Genomic DNA, 26,624 nt, shown 5'->3' on the forward strand with positions numbered 1-26,624 from the left:
ATTATAATTTATGAACTATATAATTGACCACAAAAGCATATGAAATACCTGCTAAAATGGCAAACCGTATCAGAAAAAGTCCCGTCTTAAACTTATCTCCTTCCGAAAATTGATAAATTCGATAAGCCAATAAAAATAATGGCAAAATAATTAAAATACCAAAATACCACGGAGTAATTTGATCTAAAGGAGCATTTAAAAATTGATACCAAACCCCAAAAACAGATACCGATAAAAATAGAATAAGCAGGATAATAACGACTTTTGCCCACTTTACACCAATTACAATTGGCAAGCTTTGGCGAAGAATTTCACGATCTCCTTTTATGGAAAGTAAATCTCGAATAAATTGCGCAATTAGAACACCTACAAAGGAGAAAAAAGAAAAGGCTCCAACCCAATATAACAAATAGTTAAAATTAGTTTTGGAGGCAATTAGTACTTCGGCATACGTTTTATTAAGCGGTGGTATCTCGTAGATAACCACTAAAAAAGGAATGGTGGCAACCAAAAAAGCCATTAAAAAACTACCTAGCAAAAAGTAATATTTATAGGATGTTGAGTAAAACCAAAGCAATCCTCCGCCCATAAAAAAGATAAAAACAAATTGCCAATGACCAATTTTATAGGAAATATATGCTCCTAGCAAAACCGATATAGCTGCAATTATTTGTTGCAGAAATAGTGCAACTCGTCTTGTAATTTTTCGTCCTACAATAACATCTTTTTTATTGATACGATCGGCTTTGGTATCAAAATAATCATTTATTACATAACCTGCAGCAGCCATACAAACGGTAGCCAAAACCAGAATAGCAAAATGCCAATCGGATAACTGAAGTTTAATTCCATTGATTCCCAAAATAGGTTGAATAATAAAATACCGCATCACATATTGAGTTAATGCAATAATAACCAGATTGGGTAATCGGATCAATTTTAGGTAACTGTTCATTGGGCTTTGTGGGTTAAACTTATTACTAAATACTTTGAATATTCGTATCGGCCTCGAGCCATTTACTATGGGCACGTAAAACTTGTTCAATTACGTCGCGAACACAACCGTAACCGCCCTCTTTATCGGATATGTAATTGGAGATCGCCTTAATTTGCTCTACTGCATTACACGGACAAGTTGGAACTCCAATCCTCTTCATCACCTCATAATCAGGCAAATCGTCACCCATATACATAATATTGTCAGGATTTAAATCGTATTTGGCAATAAAATCTTCAAAATCTTTTATCTTATTTTTCGATCCCATGTAAATATCTTTCACACCAAGACCACGATACCGCTTTTCTACAGCATCGGAAACTCCGCCAGTTATAATTGCAACAGGATAGCCTTTTTTAACCGCATACTGAATAGCATATCCATCTTTTGTATTTGCTGTGCGCAACATTTCTCCCGATGAATCGATAACAATACATTCATTGGAAAGAACTCCATCCACATCGAAAATGAATGCAGCAACTTTCATTAAATCTTCCTTAAAAAACGCCATTTTACTTAGAATTGAGAAACAAGATATGAGAGGTTAGAAAAATAGTACATTCAACTTCCCATTTTCTTTTTCGAAATACAACAAATTTACTTATTTACTTTTATGCATCATATAGATGCTTTCACTCACAAATCTATACAATTTTTGAAATACAGGAGAATCTTTTAGCTCCTTCTCGTGCGAACTCATTATTTCTTGGTCGAAACGAACCGCTGGACCTGTTTGTGCCACTATAGGATCTAATTGCAACGCCTTTTGTGCCGTTTCCATAATTAAAGGTTTTAACAAGTCGAAATCAAGCTCTTTTTCTGCCAGTAATTTCTGTCCAACACTATACATGTGATTGGTAAAATTACAGGTAAAAACGGCTGCTAAATGCAATTGCTTTCGTTGTTCCGAACTTATTAAATGAACGTTATTTGATATTTTCGTTGCTAATTCAATCAAATCTGTCTGTAACTTCGAACCATTAGATTCTATACAAATAGGTACATTCGAAAAATCGACATTACGTTCCTTCGAGAAAGTTTGCAAAGGGTAAAAAACCCCATAATTACCGCTGTAATTTTCAAAAATAGCAGCAGGAATACTGCCAGCAGTATGCACAACAGTACCAATTGGAAGTATAAATTCATCCAACACAAGTTGCAAAGCTTTATCGCTTAAAGCAAAAACGTACAAATCGGCATGTTTTTCAATTTTATTTACGGCTATGGTAAACGAGCAGTCTAGTTTATCCGCCAACGCTTTTGCTGATGCAACCGTCTTGCTGTAAACTTGCAAAATTTCGATGCCATTTTCATGAAGGGCCAAAGATAGCTGTGTTGCTAAATTACCGGCACCAATCATTACTACTTTTTGAATCATTTTCCCGATTTTATAAGATTCCTAATTCCTGTGGAGAGGCTGCAATATTCTTTAAAGGTACTTTTCCCCGATCAATCATGCCAAATAGTTTTTCGCAAGCATTCACCAAATCCTCATACATATCCTCGGCTACTAGTACCAGTCGCTCATCTATAAAATCTAAATGTTGTGCATCCTCAGGCTGATTATTTCGAGAACAAAGTAAAAGAGATTTACTAGGAACAAATGAATGCGTTAACTGATTTCTCAACCTATCGTACAGCCAAAAATCCTTATTTACAATGCGATAATCGTTCCCCATTAATATATTTAGAGCTTTTGAAAAACGTTTCGATGATTGCGCACGCGCTTTTAACGGTTTGTTATCCAGGAAGCAACCTAAAGCCTCAATGGCTTGTCCCATCATGATAAATGAAAAAAAATAGAATCCTTCTTTTTGCAAACGACCTATTTCATCAATGAATATCTTTCTTATAAACTGTTTCTCCTGTTCAGCTTTTTCTTTGTCCATATGGCAAAGATAATTAGATAATATGAAACGTCCATGTCAAAGGTGTTTTGACACACAAGGAAATGATTATCCCAACATGGTAAGTTCCATATGGCAACTAAAAATCAAATAATAATCATATGAAATCTTACTAAGCTTTCGCTGGATGAAAAAAGGAAAACAACAGCTTACTTTGGTAAAATCTACCTAGTACCAACTTCCATTTAAAAGATAAAATACTATTTAGATCAAAAAAAAGGGTGAGGCAATAAAAATTGCCCCACCCTTACAAGTACAAATACTGTCTGCTTTCTACTAGAAATTCACTTGAACTCTAGCTTTTAGCATGCCAATTTTTTCATCCAATGGATACGCTTGATTTTGAACATCCATATAGCTGTAGTTTAAACGAAACATTACATTATCGCTTAAATAATAGTTAACTGCTACGCTATAGCTTTCTGATTTTCCACCTTGAATACTCATATTTCCAGCTCCGCCTAAAGCAGCATCTAGATCAGCAGGACCATAAGATCCGTTAAAATAAGTACCATCGATATCATTCAAATTAGTATTATCGTAACGTACAAGAAATTCGTAAGAACCTGCTTTTGGACGTTTGATATAAGCTGATGCTGAATCGTAAGCATAGTTATCTCCTAAAAGGAAACCTGCCTGAACATAGTAAGCTTTTGTTTCGATATCACGTAACTCACCATACCATCCTGGGTAATCGCCAGGTGTTGTAGGCCATGCATATCCGCCAGAAGCTGTGTGCGTCCAATAAGGATTATCCTTCATTAATCTTGAAACATAATCGTCGTCACGAGTAACTTTTGTTTTAGTGTATTCAGCTTGCAATAGAAAAGGACCGCTAAGTACCATCGATTGGAAGTTATAACGCATATCGGTTCTTGCATACTGGATATCTGCATTTAAAAATTTATCCTCAGGACCAGCAGCTAAAACAACTTCTCTATTATAATCATCATCATTTAAAGACTCATTGAAGCCATTAGCTTCTGGAATACGATAAGTAAATGATCCTCCCAATTGGAAAGTTACTTTATCGGTTACAATTGGAGTATAAACTAATTTTGTAGTAGTTGCAAATCCTTGATCCCCTTCGTTATCGTTATCAACCGATCCAGCAAAAACACCTGTAGATCCGTAAAATTTATCGGTATAGTAAGTATAACCTAAACCAATACTACGACCAATTCCCATTGCTTCTGTCATGTTTGAAGCTCCGATAAAACGAAGATCTTTACTTGATGCAGCACCTTCGATACCAAATGGTTCGAAGAAATTACCTACAGTAAAAATACTGTTCTTTGCATAGTTATATCTCAAAAATGCATCTTTAATTTTCACTTCATCATTACCAAAGCTAACATTCACTTTAGCACTCCATTGTCCCCATTTTACGCTTGTTCCTAATCGGATATCACTAATGGAAGCATCAGAACTTAGGTCGGTTGCATCATCGAAATAATGAACTCCGTCCATATAAATTCTGCCGTTAAGGCTAACTTGATAATCTTTATCCGCGGAGGTTAAAACAATCCCTCCTTTATTTGATTCAGCAGTCAATTGTTTTTCCTGCCCTATTGCACTTGTCGCCACCAATCCTAAAGCTAGTGTAGCGATATATAATTTTCTTAACATATCTTTATCTATTATAGATTTAACAATTAGTAGCCTAAGTTGTCCATTACTTCCTGAGCAGTACCCGCAACTTCACGGTTTTGATACTTCATCGACAAATCAGTCAAGTTAGTAAAACCACCATCAATAAACATATTTGGGTTTACATCGTATTCAAAGTCACCACTAACTGTACGAGCAGGATCGTCGAAACGAGAAACTCCAGCATAAAAATAATCTCCATTGTATTTTCTCAACTGATCTTCAGTATCGAAAGAGTAAGCATGAATAATCATACCCGCACGGTGATACATTTCACACATCCAAGGCTCTGTTAATTCAGGATATCCATTAGGACTTCCTGCAATCGAAGGACCAGCAATATGACAATTATAATCTACTGAGAAATTAATAAATTCTGCTAAAGATTCAATTGAATTTGAAGGACGAACATAAGCCGCACTCTCATCTTCCCAAAGCAACATACATTTAGGAACACCTGGAAGAACTTTCTCTAAGGATACAATAGATTGACGAGAAAATGTTTGTAAAATAAAACGTCCCATAGTGTTTGCAACATCTACTTTACCAGGAGTTGTAGCAATTACTTTTGGAGAATCGGTTACATTCCATCCCATTTCTGACAAAAACACTGCTAAATCGGCTTCCATACTAGGAAATAAATATGGCTCTTTTGTTTCAGCATAAACACCTGGACGGTTGCCATTATCTTGTGGATCTACTTCAAACTCGTAATATCCAGCCCAATCACCCTCTGAATCTAAACGAGTCATATCTTTTACTGGCTCACCAGCAATATCACGCTTAATTCTCATTCCTTCAGAAATTTTTAAAACTTCTTCTAGAGTTGAAATTTTTTGTCCTACAAATGATTGACGAGCATTTTCCGGCACATCAATATTAAACCAAGAACCAGCATCTAATTGACGCAATTGAGCTAAAGTAAAAACACTTACAGGATAATCTTCTTTTCCTGGAAATTGACTTTCAATATTTGAAGTACGACGAAGGTTTCCATCGTGCAAAGCAAGCAATACACCATCTTGAGTTCTCTGAAGATCAATTTCTAAATAGTCAGCACCCATATTACGAGCCCAACGAAAAGCAGCTTCTGTTTCTTCAGGAGCCCAAAAAGTAGAACCACGGTGAGCAATAACAGCATCAGCTTTCACATAATCGCGAACAGCTTTAGCTTCATCACTTAGCTCTTTAAGAGGATAAGTTTTATAATTATTGTAAGGATTGTAGTCAGGGGTGTCATCTTCACACCCTGCAAACCCAATGCTGGACAAGATAAGTGCTCCTGCCAACAAATTCTTCACATTAAAGTTTTTCATTTGTTTAAAATTATAGTTTGTAAATAGTATTAGAATTTATGATTAGGAGGTGTAATTAAGCTTCTCTCCTTTTATTATGAGCTTAACTCCACAACAAAATCCTCGTTAATGCAATCCGTTATATCCTTTATTTTCAAGAATCCACGACATTCCAATCAATATAATTGAACCTACACATGCTCCTAAAAGAACAATAAAACCGCCAGTCCAACCCCAAGTATCAACAACTGCACCCATGGCAATATTGGCAAATAAAGCACCTCCCATATAACCAAACAATCCAGTTAATCCAGCTGCAGTTCCTGCTGCCTTTTTAGGCACCAAATCCAATGCATGAACTCCAATTAACATTACAGGACCGTAAATAAGGAAACCAATACATACCAATGCAATCGAATTTGCTATAATTGATTCACTAGTCCAGTACATAAACACAGAAACAAATACCAGTACCATATAAATAATACTAACCGGAGCACGTTTCCCTTTAAATACTTTATCGCTTAAATAACCACAAAGTAAAGTTCCTGGAATACCTGCCCACTCGTAGGCAAAGTAAGCCCAACCCGATTCTTTAATCGAAAATCCCTTTGCTTCTTCAAGATATAAAGGAGCCCAATCGAGCACACCATATCTCACCAAATAAACAAAAGCATTCGCAAAGGCAATTGCCCATAACAATCTGTTCTTCAGAATATACTTCATGAAGATCTCCTTTGCAGTCATCTCTTCTTCAAATTTCTCTGAATAGGAATCGGGATAATCATTTTTATATTTTTCGATATTCGGAAGCCCACAAGATTGAGGAGTATCACGAATTAATAACCAAGCAATAAATGCCACAACTAAAGCAACAATACCAGGAAAATACAATTTCGAATGCCAATCGGTAAAAATGGCAACTCCAAGAATAGCTAATGGACCAATAATTCCGCCACCAACATTATGTGCCACATTCCAAATAGACATTTTAGTTCCTCGTTCCCGAATAGAAAACCAGTGAACCATTACACGACCACTTGGAGGCCAACCCATACCTTGAAACCAACCATTTAATAGGAGCAATACAAACATGATAGCTATTGATGATGTAGCTACAGGTAGTATTCCCATTACAATCATAGTAATGGCAGAAAGCACCAAACCTAAGGTTAAGAAACGTCGAGCATTACTACGGTCCGACACATTTCCCATGATAAACTTACTTAAACCATAAGCTACGGAAACCCCGGACAATGCGAATCCCAACTCTGTTTTTGAATAACCCAAAGCGATTAAATCAGGCATTGCTAAAGAGAACACCTTTCTTACTAAGTAATAGCCAGCGTAACCTAAAAAAATACCTACAAATACCTGAAATCGCAATCGTTTGTAAGTTGGGTCAATTTTACTTTCCGGCAACAATTCCTTATGTGCCGCCGGCTTCAAGAAACCAATCATATTAAAAGATTTAGAGTGATTATTTTAATACACGATTCATTACTGAACCTGTAATATTTCCATTAGAATTTTCTCCTTTCGAAGCTAAAAACCTTAGTTTTTAAGTCATTACACTTACAAAGCCACTATTAAAACTAACACTATTTCAGATATTTAACAACTAACATTACCACTTATTAAATATGTCTGATTATATAATACATTACATAGTATTATACGTACCGCTACCTTATATCTTGTATTGCTATGTATTGTTGACAAAAAAAAACCAATCTGCTTTCAGATGAGGTTTTTCGTGGCGACAAACTTAGGAATAAAATACTTGGTCAACAAGAATAACATTAAGGAATATTACTATTTAGAATTAATTCACACAGCCGTTATTTAAATATACATTTTACTGACACACAATACCATATACTTTCCACTATTGTAAATTATGTTTTGTTTCTAATTTTATCAATTCAATTCTCAACTCCAATTTACTTGTTTTAAATATAAAAACTCCACTACTATTATCTACCATCAAACTATTAAATACAACGTATGCTTACTGATATTACAGGCAATTCTTTGGAAACAATCCATTTCATTTACTTACCACTCCCAGTTCTATAAATAAAAAAACATAGGATAGTGAATCTAGATGCAACTAATCTGTATAAAAAAAAGACTGCCAAAAGCAGTCTTTGCATCACTTATATCCACCCAACTCAAAATTTAAACTCAAAATTTAAATAAACTAATGATTTGTCTTCATTACTAGAATCCTTAAAATTATATCCTTGATAATTTAAAGCCATTTTAACTCCATTTACAGGAGCATACTGAATTCCTGTTGTAATAGCTCCTCCATTTTTCGATATATTCCATTTCTCGCTTTCCCCTTTTAGGGTATTAGAACTAAGCTTATCGTATCTTCCAAATACTTCCCATTTGTCATTAAATGTATAAGTAGAATATATAGATATCCCGGTCATATCTTTATCTGCTTCAGCTACCGAATATTTGGTTGCATTACTTAATAGGATATATTCTGCACCTAATCTTAAATGATCGGAAAATTTGTATCCGAGAAAGGTGGCAAAACTAGTTGCTGTAACCTCCTCTTCATTTCCCTCTTCATCAGCAACAGCCGCTGTAAGTGCATCTACATAAACTTTTGCTGATAAACCTTTCTTTTCGTATACTAAGCTCGCTCCTACCTTTTGTTTTCCATCTTCATCTTGAAGGTTCTTATATCCCTCACCGTTCATTACAATAGCATTTGCGGTGAAAGCATTACTCAGCTTAAAACTAGCTTTTATCCCAACATCAGCACTTGGTTCAAAACCAAATTCATCTGCAAAAGACTTCAACATATAACGATATCCCCAGAATTTCTCTTGCTCCTTAAATTGAATAGTACTTATCATACCTAAAGAAACTTTTACAACTGGTGAAATAGTCCATTCTAACTGCGCCTTTTTAAGATAGGCTGTATAATCACTACCTCCATCATTTTTACCAACATCAAGCGTAATGCTTGCTTTAAAATCTTTGGCTATATTATAATCATACCCTAAATAAGTTCTTGATATTTCAAAACTACTTTCCTGTTCTTCTCCACTTGTCATGTCGTAATGGTAGTTAAAGAAAACTTTTCCAGTAGCCTTTCCCGATGGGATAAAATCCTGACTTTCTTGCGCAATAGTCGCAGAAGCTAAAAATAATGCAATTGCGCTGATTAATAATTTTTTGCCTTTCATTTGGTTTGTTTAGTGGTATGTAATTTTTCTGAAATTAAGTCGACATATTTTCTTAACAACTGCCGACAAAATTAGTAGCTTTCTTTCTCCTAGCACTCACAACTATTTTAAATAAACGTTAATTCGGCTTAACGAAAAATTAACACGGCCATTCAACAGCGCTGTAAGCGTCTCCGCGTCGCCAGCCCATCCAAAAAAACACACCCGGTCAAATTTTGGTTCAAATTGACGGGGTATTACAATTTCAGATATTACTCAGCCCACTTATCAGGAAGCAAGTCTCTCATTTGTTCGTTGGTCATGGTTTGGTGTTCTGCTAGGTGCTGTATCACATCTTTGAAATAAGAAAAGGTATTCACATTGTTCAGTCTACATGAAATGGCCAGAGAATATAGTTTCGCAGTTCTAGCAGCTCCAGCATTAGAGCCACAGAAAAGCGAATTGCGACGACTAATGCTAATGTAACGCATCGGTCGTTCAATCCTATTATTATCCAAATCGTAATCTGTAGATATTATAATATTGTAAATTGATTCCAGTTCGTTGAGACAGTATGCAGTGGCTTTATTTAAAATATGGTTGGGTAGTATTTCAGGGTCTCGATCAATAGTCCTGAGTTTTTGTTCTAAATCCGTGTAAACTTTCAAGGATTCTTCTTTCCATTTTTCTTTTGGTTTCTTTTTTCGGATAATGTAAAATTGGTTGTACAGATCAATAATATTTTGTGCTTTTGGTTGTTCTTGAATCTCTATAAATTTTCGTTTGCAATGTTGAATACAACCTAATCGCATTGCTTTTGGATAATTCCAACCTTCAAGTACTTTGTACGAGCTGTAACCATCAGTCTGAACGACTCCTTTATAATCTCCAGACAGGTAGTTTGTAAATACCTTTTTGGCTCTTGATCCATTTTCATAAATGAACTGAATTAAATTATTTTGATGGGATAAAGCACTCCAAAAGTAACCTTTGCGACTTCCTTTATCGCCGTCTAATACGGTATGATAGGTTTCATCGAAATGGATATAAGGATCTGCAAGAATAGCATCCTTAAGGTGTGGAGTCAATCTATCGAGCAGATCCGCTGATTTTTCAATTAAGCCATGAACAGTTGCTTTGGGGATATCAATGCCCATCTCGTTCAAGTATTTCATAATGCGTTCTACGGGCATGCCGTACACATATCTTTGTTGAATTAGATGTGCCAATATCGAGCTATCGAAGTTGGAGTTCTGAAATGGCGCCACTGGAGCTTTTCCTTCAAAAATGTTATCACCCATCCGATATTTCTTACAACGATAAATATGTTTGATCAGTCGGGGTGGTATATATGTATACCTTATCACATCACGGTGAAACAAGTAAACAGCAACTTTTTCGTCAAAGTCGGCATCGCAAGGCAGTACATCTTCAACAAGCTCTTCTATATTATCGTAAACCTTTCGTTTAGCACCATTATTACCTCTTTCTTTTGGGGAGAGAGCTGGTTTTTTATCAACTGCAACAGGAGCTGTATATTTACGTTTTTCGGTCTTTTTAGGAAGGTTGATATTCGCAAATCACTTCAACTTTTGGGCATCTTTATCCTTCTCTAAAAGTACTGCCTTCAAAGCAGCTAACTCTTTAGCTTGTTCTTCTATGGTTTTAGTCAAAGATGCCAGTACAGCTGTTAATTCTGAAATCTGTTCCTGATAAAAAGCGCTTAACTCTCTGTTTGTCATGATATAAAGATACAAAAATAGTAGGGTTTTACCATGCAAAACGCATACTATTTTTACATCTTTCACACTCTATATCAGGCCGTTATCGTAGCTTTTAAGCGAAGTTCGTTCGAATTGCTTTTGTGTTTTATTGAGTTGACGATTTGATCAAGAATAGTACTTTCTACCTCAAAGAAAGGTGCATCGCCTACTTGTTGTGGCAGAGTATAGCAACCCAATTCAAACTTCTTGTTGTAAAGAACAAATCCTTCTTTTTGCCATCGTAAAACCTTAATTGATTTACGCGTACTACCAACAAAAACATAAGCATTGCCATTTAGTGCATCCTTTTTACCTAAAGTCTTTACCAGATGATAAAGCGAATGAATTCCCTTACGCATATCTACTGGTTCGCGAAAAAAATAAAAACGTGTCGTAGCCGTGAAATTGAAAATCATAGTACATCCTTTTTATGTGAATTTTAAGAATGTAAAAATCAAAAGTTTTTTCTCAAGAAACTATGCGCTATTGTGGAGACGGATACGACACAAGCTACTGAATGTCATAAAATAGAAGCAACAAATTCATATCAATACTGAAATGATATCTTTAACTCTTCGGACAATGCGTGGGAAGACAAATACGGCAACATTACAGCCGGATCAATTCCTGACCATGACAACACGTGGGTACGATTTTCTATCCAATACAATTTTAATGATTTTAAAGGAGGAGCAAGTAAAAAATCGGCAAGCGAAAGCGAACTAAACCGCTTATAAATATACAGGAGTCCCTTGCATACTTATTCGTAAAACCCTTTTCCAAACACACCAAACTCATCTTTCCCCAGCACCTTATGTTTCCATGCAGCATCCATAAATCCGATACCATAAGCAAATAATTGAACAAAACTTGCAGCAAGCGCCTTTATGGCAATGGTGAACGATTTGTTTTTTGTTAGTGCATCGGCAAACACAAGGAAAGCATATAAAAGAACTGGAAATGCAAAAATTCGGTGAACAGCCAAGCCTAAAACCAATGCTCCAATGGTTCCAATTGCAAATAAAGATGGAAACAAGAAGAAGATCTTGAATGTTTCGGGATAATGTTTTGAGATGATATAGCGGGTTTTTCCAAAGCCGAAAACCTGTTTATAGAATTTTTTAAAGGATACTCTTCGCTTGTGAAACACATAAGCATCTCGCACCAAGCGAGTCTCGAAACCACGCTTAATTACTTCTATGGCAAAAACCATATCTTCACCCGGATGCATAGTAGTAACTGGAAATCCACCAGTGTTTTCATAAACGGCTTTCGAAAAGCCCAAATTAAAACTACGTGGGTGAAATTGGTGAACCTGTTGCTTTCCTCCACGAATACCTCCAGTAGTAAAAAAGGAAGTCATGGCATAAGAAACGGCTTTCTGAAAATCCGAGAAATCGTTCATAGCACCATCGGGACCACCATAACAATCCACAAAATTCTCACTTAGCTCCTTATGAATGGTCTGCATGTATTGAGGAGGAAGAATACAATCGGAATCAAAAAACAGGAAATAATTCCCTTTTGCTCTGGCCAATCCGTAATTGCGCCCAATGCTGGGTCCTTCGTTTTGTTTGTAGAAATACGATATATGTATTCGATCGCGGTACGTATCGCAAAGCACTTCACTTTTAATGGATGAACCATCTTCAACAACAACCAATTCAAAATCTTTATCGGTCTGCACCGCTAAACTATCTAGCAATTCTTTCATTTCATCCGGACGATTGTACACCGGAATAATAATCGAAAATTTAATTTCTTCGGTCATTTTATAATTTTTGATTGAAATAAAAGATTTCATTCATCGGCAAGCGATACTTTTCGGCCAAATCAGAAGGAATTTCTTTTGCATATGGCGATTGGGAAACAGAAAATCCCACTTTTGACAATTTATCAGCATAATCTAATCCGTACAAACGAACATGATCTTTTTGACGGTAAAGTCTCTCTCTTTCTTTCGGATCTGTAACCCCTGGATCTTCCATGGTTACCGGATTCTCGGAATCCATAGGAACTTGTAATATTGCAAAGCCATTCGGTTTTAACACCCGGTAAATCTCACGCATTGCTTTAGCATCATCGGTAACATGTTCCAACACATGATTACAGATCACCACATCATACGATGCTTCGGGAAAGGGAATTTCCTGCACATCGAAATGAACATCAGCAATAGGTGATTCTAAATCGGCGGTAGTATAATCCAAATTAGGGAGCTTTCTGAATCGCTTGTAAAAACATTGTTCCGGAGCGATGTGTAAAACTTTAAGCTCCTTCGTGAAGAACTCCGTTTTTTCATTCAGATACAACCACATTAACCGATGACGTTCTAAGGAAAGACATTTAGGACAAAGAGCATTATCTCGCCCTGTTTCCTTTGTGTAACCATAAGGAAGAAACTTTCTAAATCGTCCACCACAAACCGGACATTCAACTTTATTTCCAATTAAAAATACAGCAACAATACGATTTATTACCAAGCTCATCCGAATCAGAACAGGGCGAGGAAATATTTGCAATAAAATTCTTATTATACGTTTTATCATTTGGAATTTCGTAAGATTTCAAAACTACAAATCACAGTAAGGGATAATTCATAACTCCTCACTCATAATTTATAATTCAACTTAGATTTCTTTTTCAATTTGATAAGTATTTCGTTCAGATGAACTTCGACTTACCAATTCAGCAACAAATCCTGTAAGAAAAAGTTGAGTACCTATAATCATTGTTGCTAATGCAATATAAAAATACGGACTATCAGTTACCCGAGGAGCCATTTCCCCTAGACTCATACTATACAATTTCTGAGCACCAATCCAAGCAGATGCAAAAAATCCAATAAGGAACATAAGTGTCCCCAACAATCCAAAAAAGTGCATGGGTTTTTTACCAAATTTACTGATAAAGGTAATTGATAGTAAATCTAAAAATCCATTAATAAATCGGCTTAAGCCAAATTTAGTAACACCATATTTTCGTTCTTGATGTTGCACTACCTTTTCGGTGATTTTCACAAAACCGGCCTCTTTAGCCAAAATTGGAATATATCGGTGCATTTCGCCATACACCTCGACACTTTTTACCACCTTTTTCTTATAAGCCTTTAACCCACAATTAAAATCGTGTAGTTTAATACCCGACATAGCTCTCGCCGTTCTATTAAAGAATTTACTAGGAATAGTCTTTGAAATTGGATCGTAACGTTTCTGCTTCCATCCCGAAACCAAATCGAAACCCTCCTCTTTTATCATACGATACAGTTCAGGAATCTCATCAGGAGAATCTTGAAGATCGGCATCCATAGTAATAACAACATCCCCTTTAACAATTTCGAAACCACTAAAAAGAGCCGCTGATTTCCCGTAATTCCTACGAAATTTAATTCCCCGAACCGAAGCATTCTTGCTTTTTAAATCCTCTATCACCTTCCAAGAGGTATCATTACTTCCATCATCCACTAATACAACCTCATAGCTAAAACTATTTGCCTGCATTACCCGGTCGATCCAAGCAAGTAATTCGGGAAGCGATTCTTCCTCGTTATATAAAGGAACTACAACAGAAATATCCATATTGAAATTTTACTGATTATTCGATTCGTTAAATTTATCAATAGAGTTCTTATTAAGCAAATTTCTATTCTGACGAAAGAAAAAGGCTAAAATAAGAGAAAAAAGCAAACCAGATAAAGCTTTGCTAAACCACTGTCCAAAGGCAAATACTCCAGGGGTAATTTTGTTGTAAATTCCCATCAGCAAATCAATATCTTTTTGCTGATAACCCATTTCGTGTAGGCCTTTTTCTAGAAATACTATAGCTTCTTGAAGAATAGAAGTATCAAAATAGCTGATTAGAATGTATAGAAATATGGAATAAAACATAGAGGCAAACCCTATAATAAGAATGCCTGCAACCAAAGCTTTCCCATAACTAATTAGGCCTCCCAATTCATCGTCGCGATATTTTTTCACGCCAAAAAATATACCGCTTACAATTAAAAACAGATTTATCGACCGAAGATTTGGATCAAAACTAACCGATAAACCTTTCAGGTAAACCACCAAAGCTGCCACAATTAATGCCCCTCCAACCAGAGTTCCAAATAAAAAGGTATGCCTAAGTAATGAATTTTTAAAAATCTGCATGAAATAGTAAATTTGTTTTTCCCGCACAAAGATATCCGTTTTTACTAGAAAGCCTTGCTCAAAAAAGCTTAATTCTGATTTCAATTGCTCTTAATTTATCTCCAAAATGAATGAATGTGAAAAAAAAACATCACATTCTAAAAAAATTATTTCTCTGAAAATAAAACCATTGGCTTACCTTCACTAAAAAATTAAATAAGAAGTTGCATAATTTGTTTGCGAGGAATCAGGATTTTTCTACTTTTGTCCTCGGGTAAGCACTATGCGACCAGCTCCTATTGAATCCCCCCAGGGTCGGAAGGCAGCAAGGGTAGGTGGTCGAAGCGGTGCGACGTAGTTGCTTGCCCACTTTTTATACTTCAATATTCGTATAAAAATGCCGATATAGCTCAGTTGGTCAGAGCAGCTGATTTGTAATCAGCAGGTCGCGGGTTCGAATCCCCCTATCGGCTCCAAGAAAAAAATTAAAAGAAAGCTTGCGGGCTTTCTTTCGTTCTTTACAAGATTATTTGAAGGTTTATAGTAGCCCTTTAAAATAATAACAATTGCCGATGTAGCTCAGTTGGTCAGAGCAGCTGATTTGTAATCAGCAGGTCGCGGGTTCGAATCCCCCTATCGGCTCCAAGAAAACTTAAAAATAAGTTTTTGAGTTTTCGTTCGTTCTTTATTAAGATTATTAGAAGGTTAAAAGTACACCTTCAAAACAGTAACAATTGCCGATATAGCTCAGTTGGTCAGAGCAGCTGATTTGTAATCAGCAGGTCGCGGGTTCGAATCCCCCTATCGGCTCCATAAAGGAAAAACACTTTCCTTTTTTAATTTTGTTACTGCCGTTGTAGCTCAGGGGTAGAGCGCTTCCTTGGTAAGGAAGAGGTCATGAGTTCAATTCTCATCAATGGCTCAGAATATTGCCGATATAGCTCAGTTGGTCAGAGCAGCTGATTTGTAATCAGCAGGTCGCGGGTTCGAATCCCCCTATCGGCTCTTTTTTTTTACCCCCACCAACTTCATATTTTTCGAATCAATCCGATGCGAAAATAATTTCGTATCTCTATGTTTTATTTCATGCGTTCAAAATGAATTGTATTCTTTGTTGATCAAAGAATTTAATGTATTTTCGTTTTGAACAAATAACAAACTAAAAATCGTAAAATGAAGTTTTTTATCGACACAGCAAATCTTGATCAGATTAAAGAAGCCCAGGATTTAGGAATCCTTGACGGCGTTACCACTAACCCTTCTCTTATGGCTAAGGAAGGGATTAAAGGGGAGAAAAACATCAAAAAGCACTATGTTGATATTTGCGAAATTGTAGATGGCGATGTAAGTGCAGAGGTTATTGCAACCGATTTTGAAGGAATGATTTCTGAAGGCATGGAATTAGCTGCTCTTCATCCTCAAATTGTTGTTAAGGTTCCTTGTACCAAAAATGGTATTAAAGCAGTAAAATACCTTAGTTCAAAAGATATCAAAACTAATTGTACTTTGATTTTCTCTGTAGGACAAGCATTATTAGCAGCTAAAGCTGGAGCAACCTATGTATCTCCTTTTGTTGGACGTTTAGATGATATCTGCGCCGACGGAATTGACTTAATTCGTCAAATTGTAGACATGAACAGTTACTATGGTTTCGAGACTCAAGTTTTGGCCGCATCTGTTCGTCACACCATGCACATGGTTCAATGTATTGAAGCTGGAGCTGATGTTACAACTAGTCCTTTAAGCGCTATTACAGGCTTGTTAAACCATCCTTTAACAGATAAAGGATTGGCTCAATTCCTTGCAGATTACAACAAATTAAACGGTTAATCACCACATGACATTAAAAAAAGGAGTACTTCGGTACTCCTTTTTTTGTTGCTTTATAACTATTTATTTAGAATAACGAATCACTAAAAAACTAAAATAAATAAGCATCAGTAGATTAGCTATTGCAAAGAATCTTCTATCTTTACCTGCGTAATAACCCAAAACCACTACTAAAATGCTTTTAAAATTGTATCCTGACAATCCCAACTATAGGGAATTTAGGAAAATTGCCGATGTTTTAAAAGACGGCGGCATCATCATCTACCCTACTGATACTGTTTACGCCATTGGTTGCGACATCAATAACAACAAAGCTATTCAGAAGATTGCGAATATAAAGGGAATTAATGCTGACCAGGCAAATTTCTCCTTAATTTGCAGTAGTTTGAGCAACTTGTCGGAATATGCCAAAGTAGACAATACGACTTTTAAAATGATGAAGAAAAATTTACCCGGAGCCTTCACATTTATTCTACAGGCAAGCAATAATGTGCCTAAACTCTTCAAAAGTAAAAAAAAGACCGTTGGTATTCGTGTTCCCGATCACTACATCCCTTTAAGTATTGTAGAGGAATTGGGAAATCCGATACTAACCACCTCTATTCACGATCCGGATGAAGTGATTGAATACACTACCGATCCGGAATTGATACATGAAAAATATCACAAACAGGTTGATCTAATTATTGATGGTGGCTTCGGCAAAAATACAGCATCAACAATTGTTGACTGCACCACTAATTCGTTTGAAATTATTCGCCCAGGAATTGGAGAATTAAAACTTTAAAATCAACAATTTAGATAGGACTTTTTTAATGCCTCCAGAAAGAGGGCGAAAATAGAATTAACACGGTAAACAATTCCAATCGACCTAACAGCATTAAAAACGATAAAAACCATTTTGCCAAGGCAGGTAAATGAAAGAAATTCTCCATTGGTCCGATTTCTCCAAATCCGGGACCAATATTTCCGAGTGTTGTAGCAACAGCACTAAATGCGGAATAAATATCAGGAGTCCACAATGACATGAGGATGGAAGATATCATGAAAATGATAATGTAAAAAACAAAAAATGCCAAAATATTAGTTACTGTTCTTTGATCGACAACATGACCATTGTAACGTATTGGAATAATTGCATTTGGATGTACCAAACGTTTCAATTCGTAAAAGCTATTTTTGAAAAGCAATAAAATTCGCACCACTTTTACTCCTCCTCCTGTTGAGCCAGCAGATCCTCCAACAAAAAACAAAACGAAAACCAGCATTCCTAAAAATGGCGACCATAACAGATAATCGGCTGTTGCATAACCTGTTGTTGTAATAATTGAAACCACAGTAAACAAACTATCGCGAAAAGCTTGTTCGAATCCAAAATTATTTCCAATAACCAACACAATTGTAATAATTCCGGTAAACATCAGAACCACCAAGGTGTAAAAACGAAATTCCTCATCTTTAAAAACCCTCGACAATTTTCCTGTTACCATAGCATAAGCAAGAGTAAAGTTGGTACCTGCAATAAACATGAAAAAGATCATTACATATTGCAAATAAGCAGAGGTAAAGAAACCAGCACTGGCTTGTTTCGTTGAATAACCACCTGTAGCCATTGTTGTTAGCGAGTGATTAATTGCATCGAAAAAAGTCATTCCACCAACAAAAAGCAGAATAGTTTCGGCGAGTGTAAAAAGAATATATAAACCCCATAAATTACGAGCTGTCTCTCTTATTCTTGGCGCTAGCTTATCGGGTGCAGGACCAGGAACTTCGGCGATAAACAATTCGCGACCGCCAATTCCTAGAGTTGGAAGTATCGCAAGAAACATTACAATAATACCCATTCCTCCCATCCATTGGGTTAAGGATCGCCAAAAAAGAATTCCATGAGGTAGTTCTTCAATATTATTAAGTATTGAGGATCCTGTGGTTGTAAAACCCGACATGGTTTCAAAAAAAGCATCGGTTACCGATGGAATAGCTCCACTAAAAAGGTATGGTAAACAACCAAATATCGAAAAAACAACCCAAACTATACTTACAATAATATATCCTTCTCGTTTTCCCAGGTCTTTTCCAGCCCCTTTAGAAAGCATATAACTCATTCCTCCAACTGTAAAAGTTATAAGGATCGACTTAACAAATGCCATACTATCAGGCTCTTGATAAATCAAAGAAACCAATAGCGACAAGAATAAGAAAAGACTTTCTCCAACCAGTAGCTTCCCAAGAATGTTTAGAATTATTTTGTGTTTTATCACTTTTAATTAGCTTAAAATTTTAACCAAAGATATTACTCTCAAGTCTTAAAAAAAACAGTGTTTATTGATTCCTCCAAAAAGAGGGGACAAAAATAATTAAAAAGGTGAATAACTCTAACCTTCCGAGTATCATTAAAAAAGAAAGTATCCATTTCCCAACTTCCGGAACCGATGCAAAATTATTCATTGGTCCTACAACGCCCAATCCTGGACCGATTCCCCCCATAGTTGTTGCTACTGCACCCATAGCGGAAATTAAATCCAAACCAATAAGTGTCATGGCAAAACAACCTATAAAAAACACCATAAAATACAAAATAACAAATGCTAAAGTTTTCGAAATCACATCCTGCCCCACCATCTCCTTATTGTAACGCACCGGCAATACTGCCGATGGATGAATCATTCTTTTAAATTCGAGAATAGCATTTTTAAAAAGAAGTAAATGTCGAAGAATTTTTACACCACCCGATGTAGAACCAACACAAGCACCTGTAAACATCAAACCAAAAATAAGAAACACCAAATAAGGATGCCACAAAGAATAATCAGCACTCACAAAACCTGTACTTGTTATTACCGAAGTAACCTGGAATAATGCATCCCGAAATGACTTCTCTAAAGATCCGTGATCCAAATAAACCAAAGTAAGAGTAATAATACCGGTAACTATTATAATTAAGCTGGTATAGACTCTAAATTCCTGATTCTTCCAAATTTTATTCAGTTTTCCTTTTATCGCAAAATAGTGTAAGGTAAAATTCACACCAGCTAAAAACATGAATACGATAAGTACATACTGTATATATGGAGAGTAATTCGCAATACTCGAATTTTTGGTAGAAAATCCACCCGAAGCTAAGGTCCCAAATGAGTGACAAATTGCATCGAACCAATCCATTTCTCCAAAAACCAAAAAAATGGTTTCGACGACCACAAACAGCATATAAATTCCCCAAAGGCGCTGAGCAGTTTCTTTAATTCGCGGATGTAATTTATCGGGAGTAATACCTGCAGCTTCAGCATTAAACATCGCCATTCCACCAACACCAAAAACAGGTAAAACAGCCACTGTTAACACCAAAATACCCATTCCTCCCAATAGATGAGTTAAAGACCTCCAAAATAAAATACCATGAGGTAAAGCCTCTATGTCGTTCACAATGGAAGCACCAGTAGTCGTGAAACCAGAAATAGTTTCAAAAAAAGCATCTGTGAAAGTTGGAATATAACCGCCTAAAAGAAATGGGAATGCACCAAAAATAGAAAAAACAACCCAAACTAAGCTAACTACCAAAAACGCTTCCCGTTTGCCAATTTCCCGGCTACCATTTCGGGTATTTAGAAATACAATACCTCCTAATAAAAAACAAATTCCTGCCGATTGAACAAAGAATATAAAGTCACCTTCTCCGTAGAGTAAGGCAACGGCAGAACTAATAATCAGGAAAAAACTTTCCACGATCATTAAAACCGACATCACATAAAAAATAAATTTCCAGTTGAACATTTCGAACTAGCTTAGGTTATAATTTTCAAAAAAAAAAAGAAAACTATGTTTTAAAATTCGTTCTATAAAGAAGGGTAAAAAGAAACCGAATTAATCCAATTCGGTTTCGGGTCATATTATTTGAAGAATTTTTCCACTTTTTTAATTGCTGAAGGAAGCGTAAACACTACCACTTTATCGTAAGCCTGAATTTGCGTTTCACCAGTTGCAATAAAACCTTCATCTTCCCTAATAATTCCCCCAATATTCGCATCCTCGGGGAAATCCAGATCCATTAAAATTTCTTTGGTGATTCGGGAATCTGGTTTAGCTACCAGCTCAACAACTTCGGCCTCCGAAACAGTTAACCATTTACAATGCTGCACATCGGCATCCATCGTAAAGCGATAGATATAACTCGCGGCCAATAATTTTTTATTAATCATGGTACCAACACCAATATTATCGGCCAAATCGATATAATCAATATTTTCTACCTCGGCAATGGTTCTTTTTACCCCCATTTTTTTTGCCAACAGACAAGCTAAAATATTGGTTTCTGAATTTCCGGTAACTGCTACGAAAGCATCCATCTTGTGAATTCCTTCTTCTTTTAGCAATTCTTTATCGCGACCATCTCCATTAATAACTAAAGTATCTTGAAGATAATCAGCAAGTTTTAGACTTTTATCTTTATCAATCTCAATTAATTTCAGGTTCATTTTTTTGCCCAGTTCCATTGCTGTTTTCTGACCAATACGGCTTCCCCCTAAAATCATTGCATTTTTAATTTCGTATTTCTCTTTTCCTGCAAGATTCATAACTCTTTCCATTGCATCGGGCTTGCTAACCACAAAAACTAAATCGCCACGAGAAAAACGGTTGTGTCCTCTTGGAATAATAGTTGTATCGCCTCTTTTTATGGCAACTGCTCTAAAATCCAAATTAGTAGTCATTTCGGCTACCTCGGCCATGGTTTTATCCATGAACACCGATTTGCTGCTTATTTTAATTCCATACAAAAGAAGTTTCCCTCCTGAGAACTCATAGAGCTGACGCGTTCCTGAACGTGATAAATAACTAATTACTTCTTTCGAAGCCAACCGTTCGGGATAAATCAATTCATCAATCCCTAAACTCCTAAGGTATTCTCTATTTTCAGGAATCAAATATTCTTGATTATCGATACGAGCAATTGTTCTAAGTGCGCCCAACTTTTTGGCCAGAATAGACGAAGTAATATTGGTTTCCTCCGATTGAGTTACAGCTATAAAAAGATCCGCCTTTTTAACACGAGCTTCTTTAAGATCATTTAATGATGAACTTGATCCTACGATGGTTAATAAGTCCAAATGCGAATCAATTTCCTTCAATTTTTCCTCATCATTATCTAATAATATGATGTCGTGATCTTCATTACTCAGCATTTTAGCTAAGTGTATCCCTACTGCCCCTGCACCAGCAATTACAATCTTCATAACATGGTTCCGTTAAATAAATGGAATTTGAGCGGCAAATTAACACATAATCAAGCGAAATTTAAAGCTATTTCTTGAAAATAATTAATTAAGCCAAGCCGACTAAATTAGCAAAAGACTTTCTGAAATCAAAGAGAACGATTAAAAGCTTTTGTTTCAAGGATAAAGCTCAATTATATGTTGATAAAGTGCATAAGTAGGCTCCATTCTCTTGCACATCAAAAAAATTCACCTCCTCCTCTTTATCATTTAAGAGGTATTTTTTCCGATCTTTCTGATAAACCGAGGCATCAATAATGATTTTAGAATTCGCAAATTCTTTTTCCAACATTTTTTTTGCTTTTAAGGCTCCCGAACGTAAAATAATATAATTAGGCTGAGTAGCCTTCAATATTTCCTTCAACTGAAAATTGTTTTTACCTATTATAGCAACAACATCACTACCCAATACTTTAATATCAAATGGCTGAAGCGTATCATAGCTTATTGATTGAATATTCTCTTCTAAAACAAATGGTTGAATTACTCTATCTCTTATTTCGGATGAAATTTGTTTATCCACTAAAAAGAAACTTTTATTCCCTTCCACAAAACCAATAATACTATGTCCGCGAGAATTGAATACCAACAATTCATTTTTCGGCTTTTGAAAAATTTGATAGCTATATGGCAACTGAAAACAAATTAAAATAATTAAAAGAAAATAAACAGCTTTTTTACGTTTAAACGAGAGGATAGCAATAAGCGAAAAAAGAAGAAAATAGCTAAGAATTAATTGATACTGACTAATCGACAAATCTCGAAGAACTGAACCAGGCAAGCCTTGAATTTTTACAATTAAAAAATTCATTCCCTCAACAAGACTTCGTAATAACCATCCTAAGCTTTCGGAAATAATAGGAATTGGAGATAAAAGAAGTAATAATGCAGAGAGATAAATAAGTATTCCCGCCATCAGTATAACCACATATCCTGAAAGTAAAAAATAGGATGGAAACTGATGAAAATAAAAAATAGCCAAAGGAAAAGTTCCTATCTGCGCAGCAATTGAAACCGTTGTTAATTGCCAGAATTTTTTCAAAATTGGATTGCCTACATAAATAAGTTTGTCGAACTGAGGTTGAAAAAACACAATACTCACAACTGCCAAATAGGAGAACTGAAAACCCACTGTAAACAGCAAAAAAGGATCAATCAGCAACAGAAAAAATGCGGATATCGCTAATGAATTGTAAATACTTCCGTTCCTTTTTAGTATTTCTCCAAACACAATAAAACTAAACATGGTTGCCGATCGCATTACTGAAGGCGACATTCCGGTTAAGAGAGCATAAATCCATAGTATCAGCAAAAGAAGCAAGCCACGCAAAATTATCCCATATTTAAAGCGAGTTAAAAATCGAAGCAGATAACTCATAATCATATAAATAATCCCAACATGCAAACCCGATACAGCTAAAACATGCATGGCACCTGCATCGGCCCAAGCTTTTTTTATTTCGGGATCCATCCCGGTTTTATATCCTAATGTGAGCGCAGCTAAAATATCAAAACTCTCATTTTGAATTCCATTTTTTCGGTAAATGGCTAATAAACGATCCCTCCAGTTCGATGCCAATACTTTCATCGAAAAAGCAGATTTCTCTTCTATTTTATTCCAGGCTAAAGAGTCGGAATAAGCGGCATACAGAATATGTTGAGTTTTTAGATAGTTTGCGTAATCAAACTCATGAGGGTTCCCAGCATTTTTCACTCTTTGCAGTTCGGTATTCACTACTAACAAATCTCCAATTCTAAGCTCTTTAGCTTTGCTGTTTTTTTGAAGATACACCATTGTTTTTCCCGAAACTTTTTGCCATTTTTCCGACACTTTAATTGTTTGAACAGCAAGAACAAAAGCATAACTACTCTTCTTTTCGATAGGCGTATCGACAACTTCCCCTTTTAAAATAATTTTTGACTTATTGGTAGGAAGATACATGAGAGACTGAATATCCTTATTCCTAATAACTCCGGCGCCGAAACAAATAGCAAATACAAAAACGCCAAATAAAGTACGAAGCGAATACGATTTTCGAAGCTTTACAAAAAATGTGAAAAGGAAAACACCTATTATGCCAAAGAGAACCAATATCCAATTCAAAAGAGGAGGAATGTCGATTAGATCCGACAAGGCAATTCCAATTACCACGGGCAATAGAAGTCGAAGAAAAGGATTTTGACGGAACAGTTCTCTCGTTGTCATCAAATAATTCAATTTATGATGAATTGAATGTAAGACTAATCCGCCAAAAAAACAAAAGTCCTTGTTGTAAAAACAAGGACTTAAATATCTAAGCTAGAGAATACTGTAAGTTATTTCCTCTATTATCTAAAACTAAATGCTATTCCTGCAGTAATCGTATTGTACTCCTGAATGGTGTAATCTCCAAATAACTTGAAAAAACCTAAATTAAAACGAGTACCAATAGTAGCTCTTAGTCCATTCGCCTTAAAATCAATCGACACCGGATCAACAACGGTTTCAGAAACACTCATTCCCGACCCTTCTTCTCTATACTCTAATTCGTAAGAACCCTTTATATCGACATCCATTTTTGCGGTATTGTAACCAACTGCTCCATAAAATTCAATCAATTTTAGATTAACCGAAGCAATAGCCTGTATGGTATAAGCATTCGTTGTGAATTCCATCATTTGACCACTACCATCCAAATCCGAATCCCCCTGAATATCGTATTCTGAAGTCAATTTTGTATAAGCAATCAATGCAGAAACATCTACAGGAGTTTTATCAATCTTCAAAATTTTCGATAGGTTTTTCTGAATTCCAACACCAAACATTCCCACTTCTAAATCGGAACCACCAACTTTAGGAAGGTATCGCAGTTTTAAATCAGCATCAATTCCAGGAATACCAAGTCCAACTTGCAAGGTGGCTGTAGGAACTGCATTCATCGGTAAATCATCTCCAATACCATCAGGCATTGTAAAATCTGTTAACTTATAATCGCCATTCTCTGTTTGAATTCTTGCCGAAAGAGTTGTGTTATTATCTCCTCCCATTAAAGTCTGAATTCCAGTCGATCCGCTAGCCAAAGTAATATTCGAATAATCACTTTCTACAAATTGAAACATTTCATCTTTACTTGGAACCTTTGCCAAATTTGCAACAAAAGTAATATCAAAGCCAAATTTCTTATGTGTACGCGCGGTAGAATACCAACCATTATTTAAGCCATACATAAAACCTTTCGATACCGGATTTACATAGTTTTTAGTCAATTTTGATGCATCTTCGGTTCCGGCAATAAAAATTGTTCAATATCTTGCGATTGGCCAAAAAGTGGAGCAAATAAAATAAATATTAAAAATAATTTTTTCATCATAAGAGATTTAAGTTAGTTTAAAAGTTAACTCCTGCTAATACGAACCGATTGTAATTTTGTTTAAACATTAGAAAACAATTCAGCACACATACCCAGTAATATGGTTCGTTACCAAACAGATAAGGAAACTATTTTAAGAAAAAAAAACCTTACCGAAATGGTAAGGTTTAAAATTATTTTGCGAGAGTAAAGCGATATTTAGCTTTAAAATTTCCTTTCGAGATCCCCGTCAGTTTTCCTTTTAACAATCTTCTTTTTAAAGGTGCGCAATGATCGGTAAACATGATTCCTTCCAAATGATCGTATTCATGTTGAATTACTCTGGCTGCAAAACCAGAATATTCTTCCTTATGAAATTCCCAATTCTGATCGTAATACTCAATTTTAATACTTTCTGGACGACTAACATCCTCATTAATACCGGGAATACTCAAACAGCCTTCCGACATGTCCCATTCATCACCAGTGCGTTCAGTAATTTTTGCATTAATAAACATCTTCTTAAAACCTTCCAATTCAGGTTCCTCTTCGGCAAAAGAAGAGCAATCAAGTACAAACATTCGAATAGCTCGCCCCACTTGAGGTGCAGCAAGACCAACTCCATCGGCAAAATACATTGTTTGCCACATATCATCCATAAATTTCTCTAATTCCGGATAATCTTTATCAATATCTTTGGCGACCTTCCTTAAAACCGGATGGCCGTAAATAGTAATGGGTAAAATCATTCTATATTTCTCTAATTATCTAAATACAAACAAATCTTAAAAAAGATTTCTTTTGGTTTCCATATACGATTGCAATATAATAGTAGCACTTACCTTATCAATCATCGCTTTATCTCTTCTCGCTTTCTTTCCTAAACCACCATCTATCATAGCCTGAAAAGCAAGTTTCGAGGTAAATCTCTCATCAACGAACTCGATTGGCATTTCCGGAAATTTCTTTTTTAACTGTCCTAAAAACGGTTTTAGATATTTCATTGATTCACTATCCTCATTATTCATTTGCTTTGGATATCCTACCACAATACATTCCACCTTTTCAGTCAGAAAATACTTTTCTAAATAGCTTAGAACATCTTTTGCTGCAACAGTATCCAAACCATTGGCAATTATTTGAGATGGATCAGTAACTGCTAATCCTACTCGTTTTCTTCCGTAATCAATTGCTAAAATTCGTGCCAAATCTCTTATTTAAACTAATTTTGAATTGCAAAGATAGAAGAAACTGATTAAAATATATCT

Annotated in this window: 25 protein-coding genes, 5 tRNA genes and 1 other RNA gene; 9 read left to right on the plus strand and 22 right to left on the minus strand. The window is 35.7% G+C overall.

Going from position 1 to position 26,624, the window contains the following annotated elements:
• Nucleotide 1 precedes the first annotated feature (1 nt).
• From BZG02_RS03805 to tnpB, 11 genes are all read right to left on the minus strand, one after another.
• Nucleotides 2-955: a UbiA family prenyltransferase gene (locus BZG02_RS03805; RefSeq protein WP_101260079.1), complete on the minus strand. Its 954-nt coding sequence runs from the start codon at nucleotides 953-955 to the stop codon at nucleotides 2-4.
• A gap of 25 nt (nucleotides 956-980) precedes the next feature.
• Entirely contained in the window at nucleotides 981-1,508 is a 528-nt protein-coding gene (locus BZG02_RS03810; RefSeq protein WP_101260080.1) for a KdsC family phosphatase, read from the minus strand.
• Nucleotides 1,509-1,598: 90 nt separating this feature from the next.
• Nucleotides 1,599-2,375 carry a Rossmann-like and DUF2520 domain-containing protein gene (locus BZG02_RS03815; protein ID WP_101260081.1) on the minus strand — a complete coding sequence of 259 codons (777 nt, stop codon included), beginning with the start codon at nucleotides 2,373-2,375 and terminating at the stop codon, nucleotides 1,599-1,601.
• 10 nt (nucleotides 2,376-2,385) lie between these two features.
• On the minus strand, nucleotides 2,386-2,886 hold the full coding sequence (locus BZG02_RS03820; protein ID WP_101260082.1) for a hypothetical protein: 501 nt from the start codon (nucleotides 2,884-2,886) through the stop codon (nucleotides 2,386-2,388).
• A gap of 294 nt (nucleotides 2,887-3,180) precedes the next feature.
• A complete protein-coding gene (locus BZG02_RS03825) occupies nucleotides 3,181-4,533 on the minus strand; it encodes an OprO/OprP family phosphate-selective porin (RefSeq protein ID WP_101260083.1) in 1,353 nt (450 codons plus the stop codon).
• A gap of 26 nt (nucleotides 4,534-4,559) precedes the next feature.
• Nucleotides 4,560-5,870 (minus strand): glycerophosphodiester phosphodiesterase family protein, encoded by a 1,311-nt coding sequence (locus tag BZG02_RS03830; RefSeq protein WP_101260084.1) that lies wholly within the window; start codon nucleotides 5,868-5,870, stop codon nucleotides 4,560-4,562.
• 105 nt (nucleotides 5,871-5,975) lie between these two features.
• On the minus strand, nucleotides 5,976-7,310 hold the full coding sequence (gene glpT, locus BZG02_RS03835) for a glycerol-3-phosphate transporter (RefSeq protein ID WP_101260085.1): 1,335 nt from the start codon (nucleotides 7,308-7,310) through the stop codon (nucleotides 5,976-5,978).
• Nucleotides 7,311-8,023: 713 nt separating this feature from the next.
• Entirely contained in the window at nucleotides 8,024-9,058 is a 1,035-nt protein-coding gene (locus BZG02_RS03840) for an outer membrane beta-barrel protein (RefSeq protein ID WP_101260086.1), read from the minus strand.
• 251 nt (nucleotides 9,059-9,309) lie between these two features.
• Nucleotides 9,310-10,608 carry an IS66 family transposase gene (gene tnpC / locus BZG02_RS03845; protein WP_143470412.1) on the minus strand — a complete coding sequence of 433 codons (1,299 nt, stop codon included), beginning with the start codon at nucleotides 10,606-10,608 and terminating at the stop codon, nucleotides 9,310-9,312.
• A 9-nt stretch (nucleotides 10,609-10,617) separates the two neighbouring features.
• Nucleotides 10,618-10,779 (minus strand): hypothetical protein, encoded by a 162-nt coding sequence (locus tag BZG02_RS20745; protein ID WP_180335626.1) that lies wholly within the window; start codon nucleotides 10,777-10,779, stop codon nucleotides 10,618-10,620.
• A gap of 74 nt (nucleotides 10,780-10,853) precedes the next feature.
• Complete coding sequence (gene tnpB / locus BZG02_RS03855) at nucleotides 10,854-11,216, minus strand: IS66 family insertion sequence element accessory protein TnpB (RefSeq protein WP_101260089.1); 363 nt, start codon at nucleotides 11,214-11,216, stop codon at nucleotides 10,854-10,856.
• Between the two features lie 166 nt (nucleotides 11,217-11,382).
• Here tnpB and BZG02_RS20750 point away from each other — a divergent pair, with 166 nt between their 5' ends.
• Nucleotides 11,383-11,526, plus strand: coding sequence for a hypothetical protein (locus BZG02_RS20750; protein WP_180335627.1), 144 nt, complete (start codon nucleotides 11,383-11,385; stop codon nucleotides 11,524-11,526).
• A gap of 34 nt (nucleotides 11,527-11,560) precedes the next feature.
• On the opposite strand, the gene BZG02_RS03860 is transcribed toward BZG02_RS20750, so the two are convergent.
• The 4 genes from BZG02_RS03860 to BZG02_RS03875 form a co-directional block, all read right to left on the minus strand.
• Nucleotides 11,561-12,571: a glycosyltransferase family 2 protein gene (locus BZG02_RS03860; RefSeq protein ID WP_101260293.1), complete on the minus strand. Its 1,011-nt coding sequence runs from the start codon at nucleotides 12,569-12,571 to the stop codon at nucleotides 11,561-11,563.
• Nucleotide 12,572: 1 nt separating this feature from the next.
• On the minus strand, nucleotides 12,573-13,349 hold the full coding sequence (locus BZG02_RS03865) for a methyltransferase domain-containing protein (RefSeq protein ID WP_218972133.1): 777 nt from the start codon (nucleotides 13,347-13,349) through the stop codon (nucleotides 12,573-12,575).
• Nucleotides 13,350-13,430: 81 nt separating this feature from the next.
• The gene (locus BZG02_RS03870) at nucleotides 13,431-14,378 is read right to left on the minus strand and encodes a glycosyltransferase family 2 protein (protein WP_101260090.1); all 948 of its coding nucleotides are present in this window, start codon (nucleotides 14,376-14,378) and stop codon (nucleotides 13,431-13,433) included.
• Between the two features lie 9 nt (nucleotides 14,379-14,387).
• On the minus strand, nucleotides 14,388-15,035 hold the full coding sequence (locus BZG02_RS03875; protein WP_101260091.1) for a DUF4199 domain-containing protein: 648 nt from the start codon (nucleotides 15,033-15,035) through the stop codon (nucleotides 14,388-14,390).
• Nucleotides 15,036-15,202: 167 nt separating this feature from the next.
• On the opposite strand from BZG02_RS03875, the gene ffs reads away from it, so the two are divergent.
• The 8 genes from ffs (at nucleotide 15,203) to BZG02_RS03915 (ending at nucleotide 17,547) form a co-directional block, all read left to right on the plus strand.
• Nucleotides 15,203-15,301, plus strand: an RNA gene (gene ffs / locus BZG02_RS03880) — signal recognition particle sRNA small type.
• A 28-nt stretch (nucleotides 15,302-15,329) separates the two neighbouring features.
• A tRNA-Thr gene (locus BZG02_RS03885) sits at nucleotides 15,330-15,406 on the plus strand.
• Nucleotides 15,407-15,498: 92 nt separating this feature from the next.
• A tRNA-Thr gene (locus BZG02_RS03890) sits at nucleotides 15,499-15,575 on the plus strand.
• A 91-nt stretch (nucleotides 15,576-15,666) separates the two neighbouring features.
• Nucleotides 15,667-15,743 (plus strand) — tRNA-Thr (locus tag BZG02_RS03895).
• Between the two features lie 37 nt (nucleotides 15,744-15,780).
• Nucleotides 15,781-15,852: transfer RNA gene (locus BZG02_RS03900), tRNA-Thr, on the plus strand.
• 9 nt (nucleotides 15,853-15,861) lie between these two features.
• Nucleotides 15,862-15,935, plus strand: a tRNA-Thr gene (locus tag BZG02_RS03905).
• Between the two features lie 168 nt (nucleotides 15,936-16,103).
• Entirely contained in the window at nucleotides 16,104-16,760 is a 657-nt protein-coding gene (fsa, locus tag BZG02_RS03910) for a fructose-6-phosphate aldolase (RefSeq protein ID WP_101260092.1), read from the plus strand.
• 175 nt (nucleotides 16,761-16,935) lie between these two features.
• The gene (locus BZG02_RS03915) at nucleotides 16,936-17,547 is read left to right on the plus strand and encodes an L-threonylcarbamoyladenylate synthase (protein ID WP_101260093.1); all 612 of its coding nucleotides are present in this window, start codon (nucleotides 16,936-16,938) and stop codon (nucleotides 17,545-17,547) included.
• Nucleotides 17,548-17,572: 25 nt separating this feature from the next.
• Here the strand turns inward: BZG02_RS03915 and BZG02_RS03920 are convergent, their stop codons facing one another.
• The 7 genes from BZG02_RS03920 to ruvX form a co-directional block, all read right to left on the minus strand.
• Nucleotides 17,573-19,021, minus strand: a complete 1,449-nt coding sequence (locus BZG02_RS03920; protein WP_101260094.1) for a TrkH family potassium uptake protein — start codon at nucleotides 19,019-19,021, stop codon at nucleotides 17,573-17,575.
• Nucleotides 19,022-19,082: 61 nt separating this feature from the next.
• Nucleotides 19,083-20,531, minus strand: a complete 1,449-nt coding sequence (locus BZG02_RS03925) for a TrkH family potassium uptake protein (protein ID WP_101260095.1) — start codon at nucleotides 20,529-20,531, stop codon at nucleotides 19,083-19,085.
• 116 nt (nucleotides 20,532-20,647) lie between these two features.
• Nucleotides 20,648-21,988 carry a Trk system potassium transporter TrkA gene (gene trkA, locus BZG02_RS03930; RefSeq protein WP_101260096.1) on the minus strand — a complete coding sequence of 447 codons (1,341 nt, stop codon included), beginning with the start codon at nucleotides 21,986-21,988 and terminating at the stop codon, nucleotides 20,648-20,650.
• A gap of 169 nt (nucleotides 21,989-22,157) precedes the next feature.
• On the minus strand, nucleotides 22,158-24,233 hold the full coding sequence (locus tag BZG02_RS03935; protein WP_101260097.1) for a ComEC/Rec2 family competence protein: 2,076 nt from the start codon (nucleotides 24,231-24,233) through the stop codon (nucleotides 22,158-22,160).
• Between the two features lie 122 nt (nucleotides 24,234-24,355).
• Nucleotides 24,356-25,306 (minus strand): DUF6588 family protein, encoded by a 951-nt coding sequence (locus BZG02_RS03940; protein WP_342746945.1) that lies wholly within the window; start codon nucleotides 25,304-25,306, stop codon nucleotides 24,356-24,358.
• 244 nt (nucleotides 25,307-25,550) lie between these two features.
• Nucleotides 25,551-26,105: a peptide deformylase gene (gene def, locus BZG02_RS03945; protein ID WP_101260099.1), complete on the minus strand. Its 555-nt coding sequence runs from the start codon at nucleotides 26,103-26,105 to the stop codon at nucleotides 25,551-25,553.
• Nucleotides 26,106-26,141: 36 nt separating this feature from the next.
• Nucleotides 26,142-26,564 carry a Holliday junction resolvase RuvX gene (ruvX, locus tag BZG02_RS03950; protein ID WP_101260100.1) on the minus strand — a complete coding sequence of 141 codons (423 nt, stop codon included), beginning with the start codon at nucleotides 26,562-26,564 and terminating at the stop codon, nucleotides 26,142-26,144.
• Nucleotides 26,565-26,624 lie beyond the last annotated feature (60 nt).

It is taken from the genome of Labilibaculum filiforme (assembly GCF_002843315.1).
Lineage (GTDB): Bacteria > Bacteroidota > Bacteroidia > Bacteroidales > Marinifilaceae > Labilibaculum > Labilibaculum filiforme.

Coding starts and splice junctions, on each gene's coding strand:
- BZG02_RS03805 (WP_101260079.1), bottom strand. CDS start 955: ATGAACAGTTACCTAAAATTGATCCGATTACCCAATCTGGTTATTATT.
- BZG02_RS03820 (WP_101260082.1), bottom strand. CDS start 2,886: ATGGACAAAGAAAAAGCTGAACAGGAGAAACAGTTTATAAGAAAGATA.
- BZG02_RS20745 (WP_180335626.1), bottom strand. CDS start 10,779: ATGACAAACAGAGAGTTAAGCGCTTTTTATCAGGAACAGATTTCAGAA.
- BZG02_RS03925 (WP_101260095.1), bottom strand. CDS start 20,531: ATGTTCAACTGGAAATTTATTTTTTATGTGATGTCGGTTTTAATGATC.
- BZG02_RS03915 (WP_101260093.1), top strand. CDS start 16,936: ATGCTTTTAAAATTGTATCCTGACAATCCCAACTATAGGGAATTTAGG.
- BZG02_RS03935 (WP_101260097.1), bottom strand. CDS start 24,233: ATGACAACGAGAGAACTGTTCCGTCAAAATCCTTTTCTTCGACTTCTA.
- BZG02_RS03840 (WP_101260086.1), bottom strand. CDS start 9,058: ATGAAAGGCAAAAAATTATTAATCAGCGCAATTGCATTATTTTTAGCT.
- BZG02_RS20750 (WP_180335627.1), top strand. CDS start 11,383: ATGCGTGGGAAGACAAATACGGCAACATTACAGCCGGATCAATTCCTG.
- BZG02_RS03825 (WP_101260083.1), bottom strand. CDS start 4,533: ATGTTAAGAAAATTATATATCGCTACACTAGCTTTAGGATTGGTGGCG.
- BZG02_RS03815 (WP_101260081.1), bottom strand. CDS start 2,375: ATGATTCAAAAAGTAGTAATGATTGGTGCCGGTAATTTAGCAACACAG.
- def (WP_101260099.1), bottom strand. CDS start 26,105: ATGATTTTACCCATTACTATTTACGGCCATCCGGTTTTAAGGAAGGTC.
- BZG02_RS03810 (WP_101260080.1), bottom strand. CDS start 1,508: ATGGCGTTTTTTAAGGAAGATTTAATGAAAGTTGCTGCATTCATTTTC.
- glpT (WP_101260085.1), bottom strand. CDS start 7,310: ATGATTGGTTTCTTGAAGCCGGCGGCACATAAGGAATTGTTGCCGGAA.
- tnpB (WP_101260089.1), bottom strand. CDS start 11,216: ATGATTTTCAATTTCACGGCTACGACACGTTTTTATTTTTTTCGCGAA.
- fsa (WP_101260092.1), top strand. CDS start 16,104: ATGAAGTTTTTTATCGACACAGCAAATCTTGATCAGATTAAAGAAGCC.
- trkA (WP_101260096.1), bottom strand. CDS start 21,988: ATGAAGATTGTAATTGCTGGTGCAGGGGCAGTAGGGATACACTTAGCT.
- BZG02_RS03870 (WP_101260090.1), bottom strand. CDS start 14,378: ATGGATATTTCTGTTGTAGTTCCTTTATATAACGAGGAAGAATCGCTT.
- BZG02_RS03860 (WP_101260293.1), bottom strand. CDS start 12,571: ATGACCGAAGAAATTAAATTTTCGATTATTATTCCGGTGTACAATCGT.
- BZG02_RS03865 (WP_218972133.1), bottom strand. CDS start 13,349: ATGATAAAACGTATAATAAGAATTTTATTGCAAATATTTCCTCGCCCT.
- BZG02_RS03830 (WP_101260084.1), bottom strand. CDS start 5,870: ATGAAAAACTTTAATGTGAAGAATTTGTTGGCAGGAGCACTTATCTTG.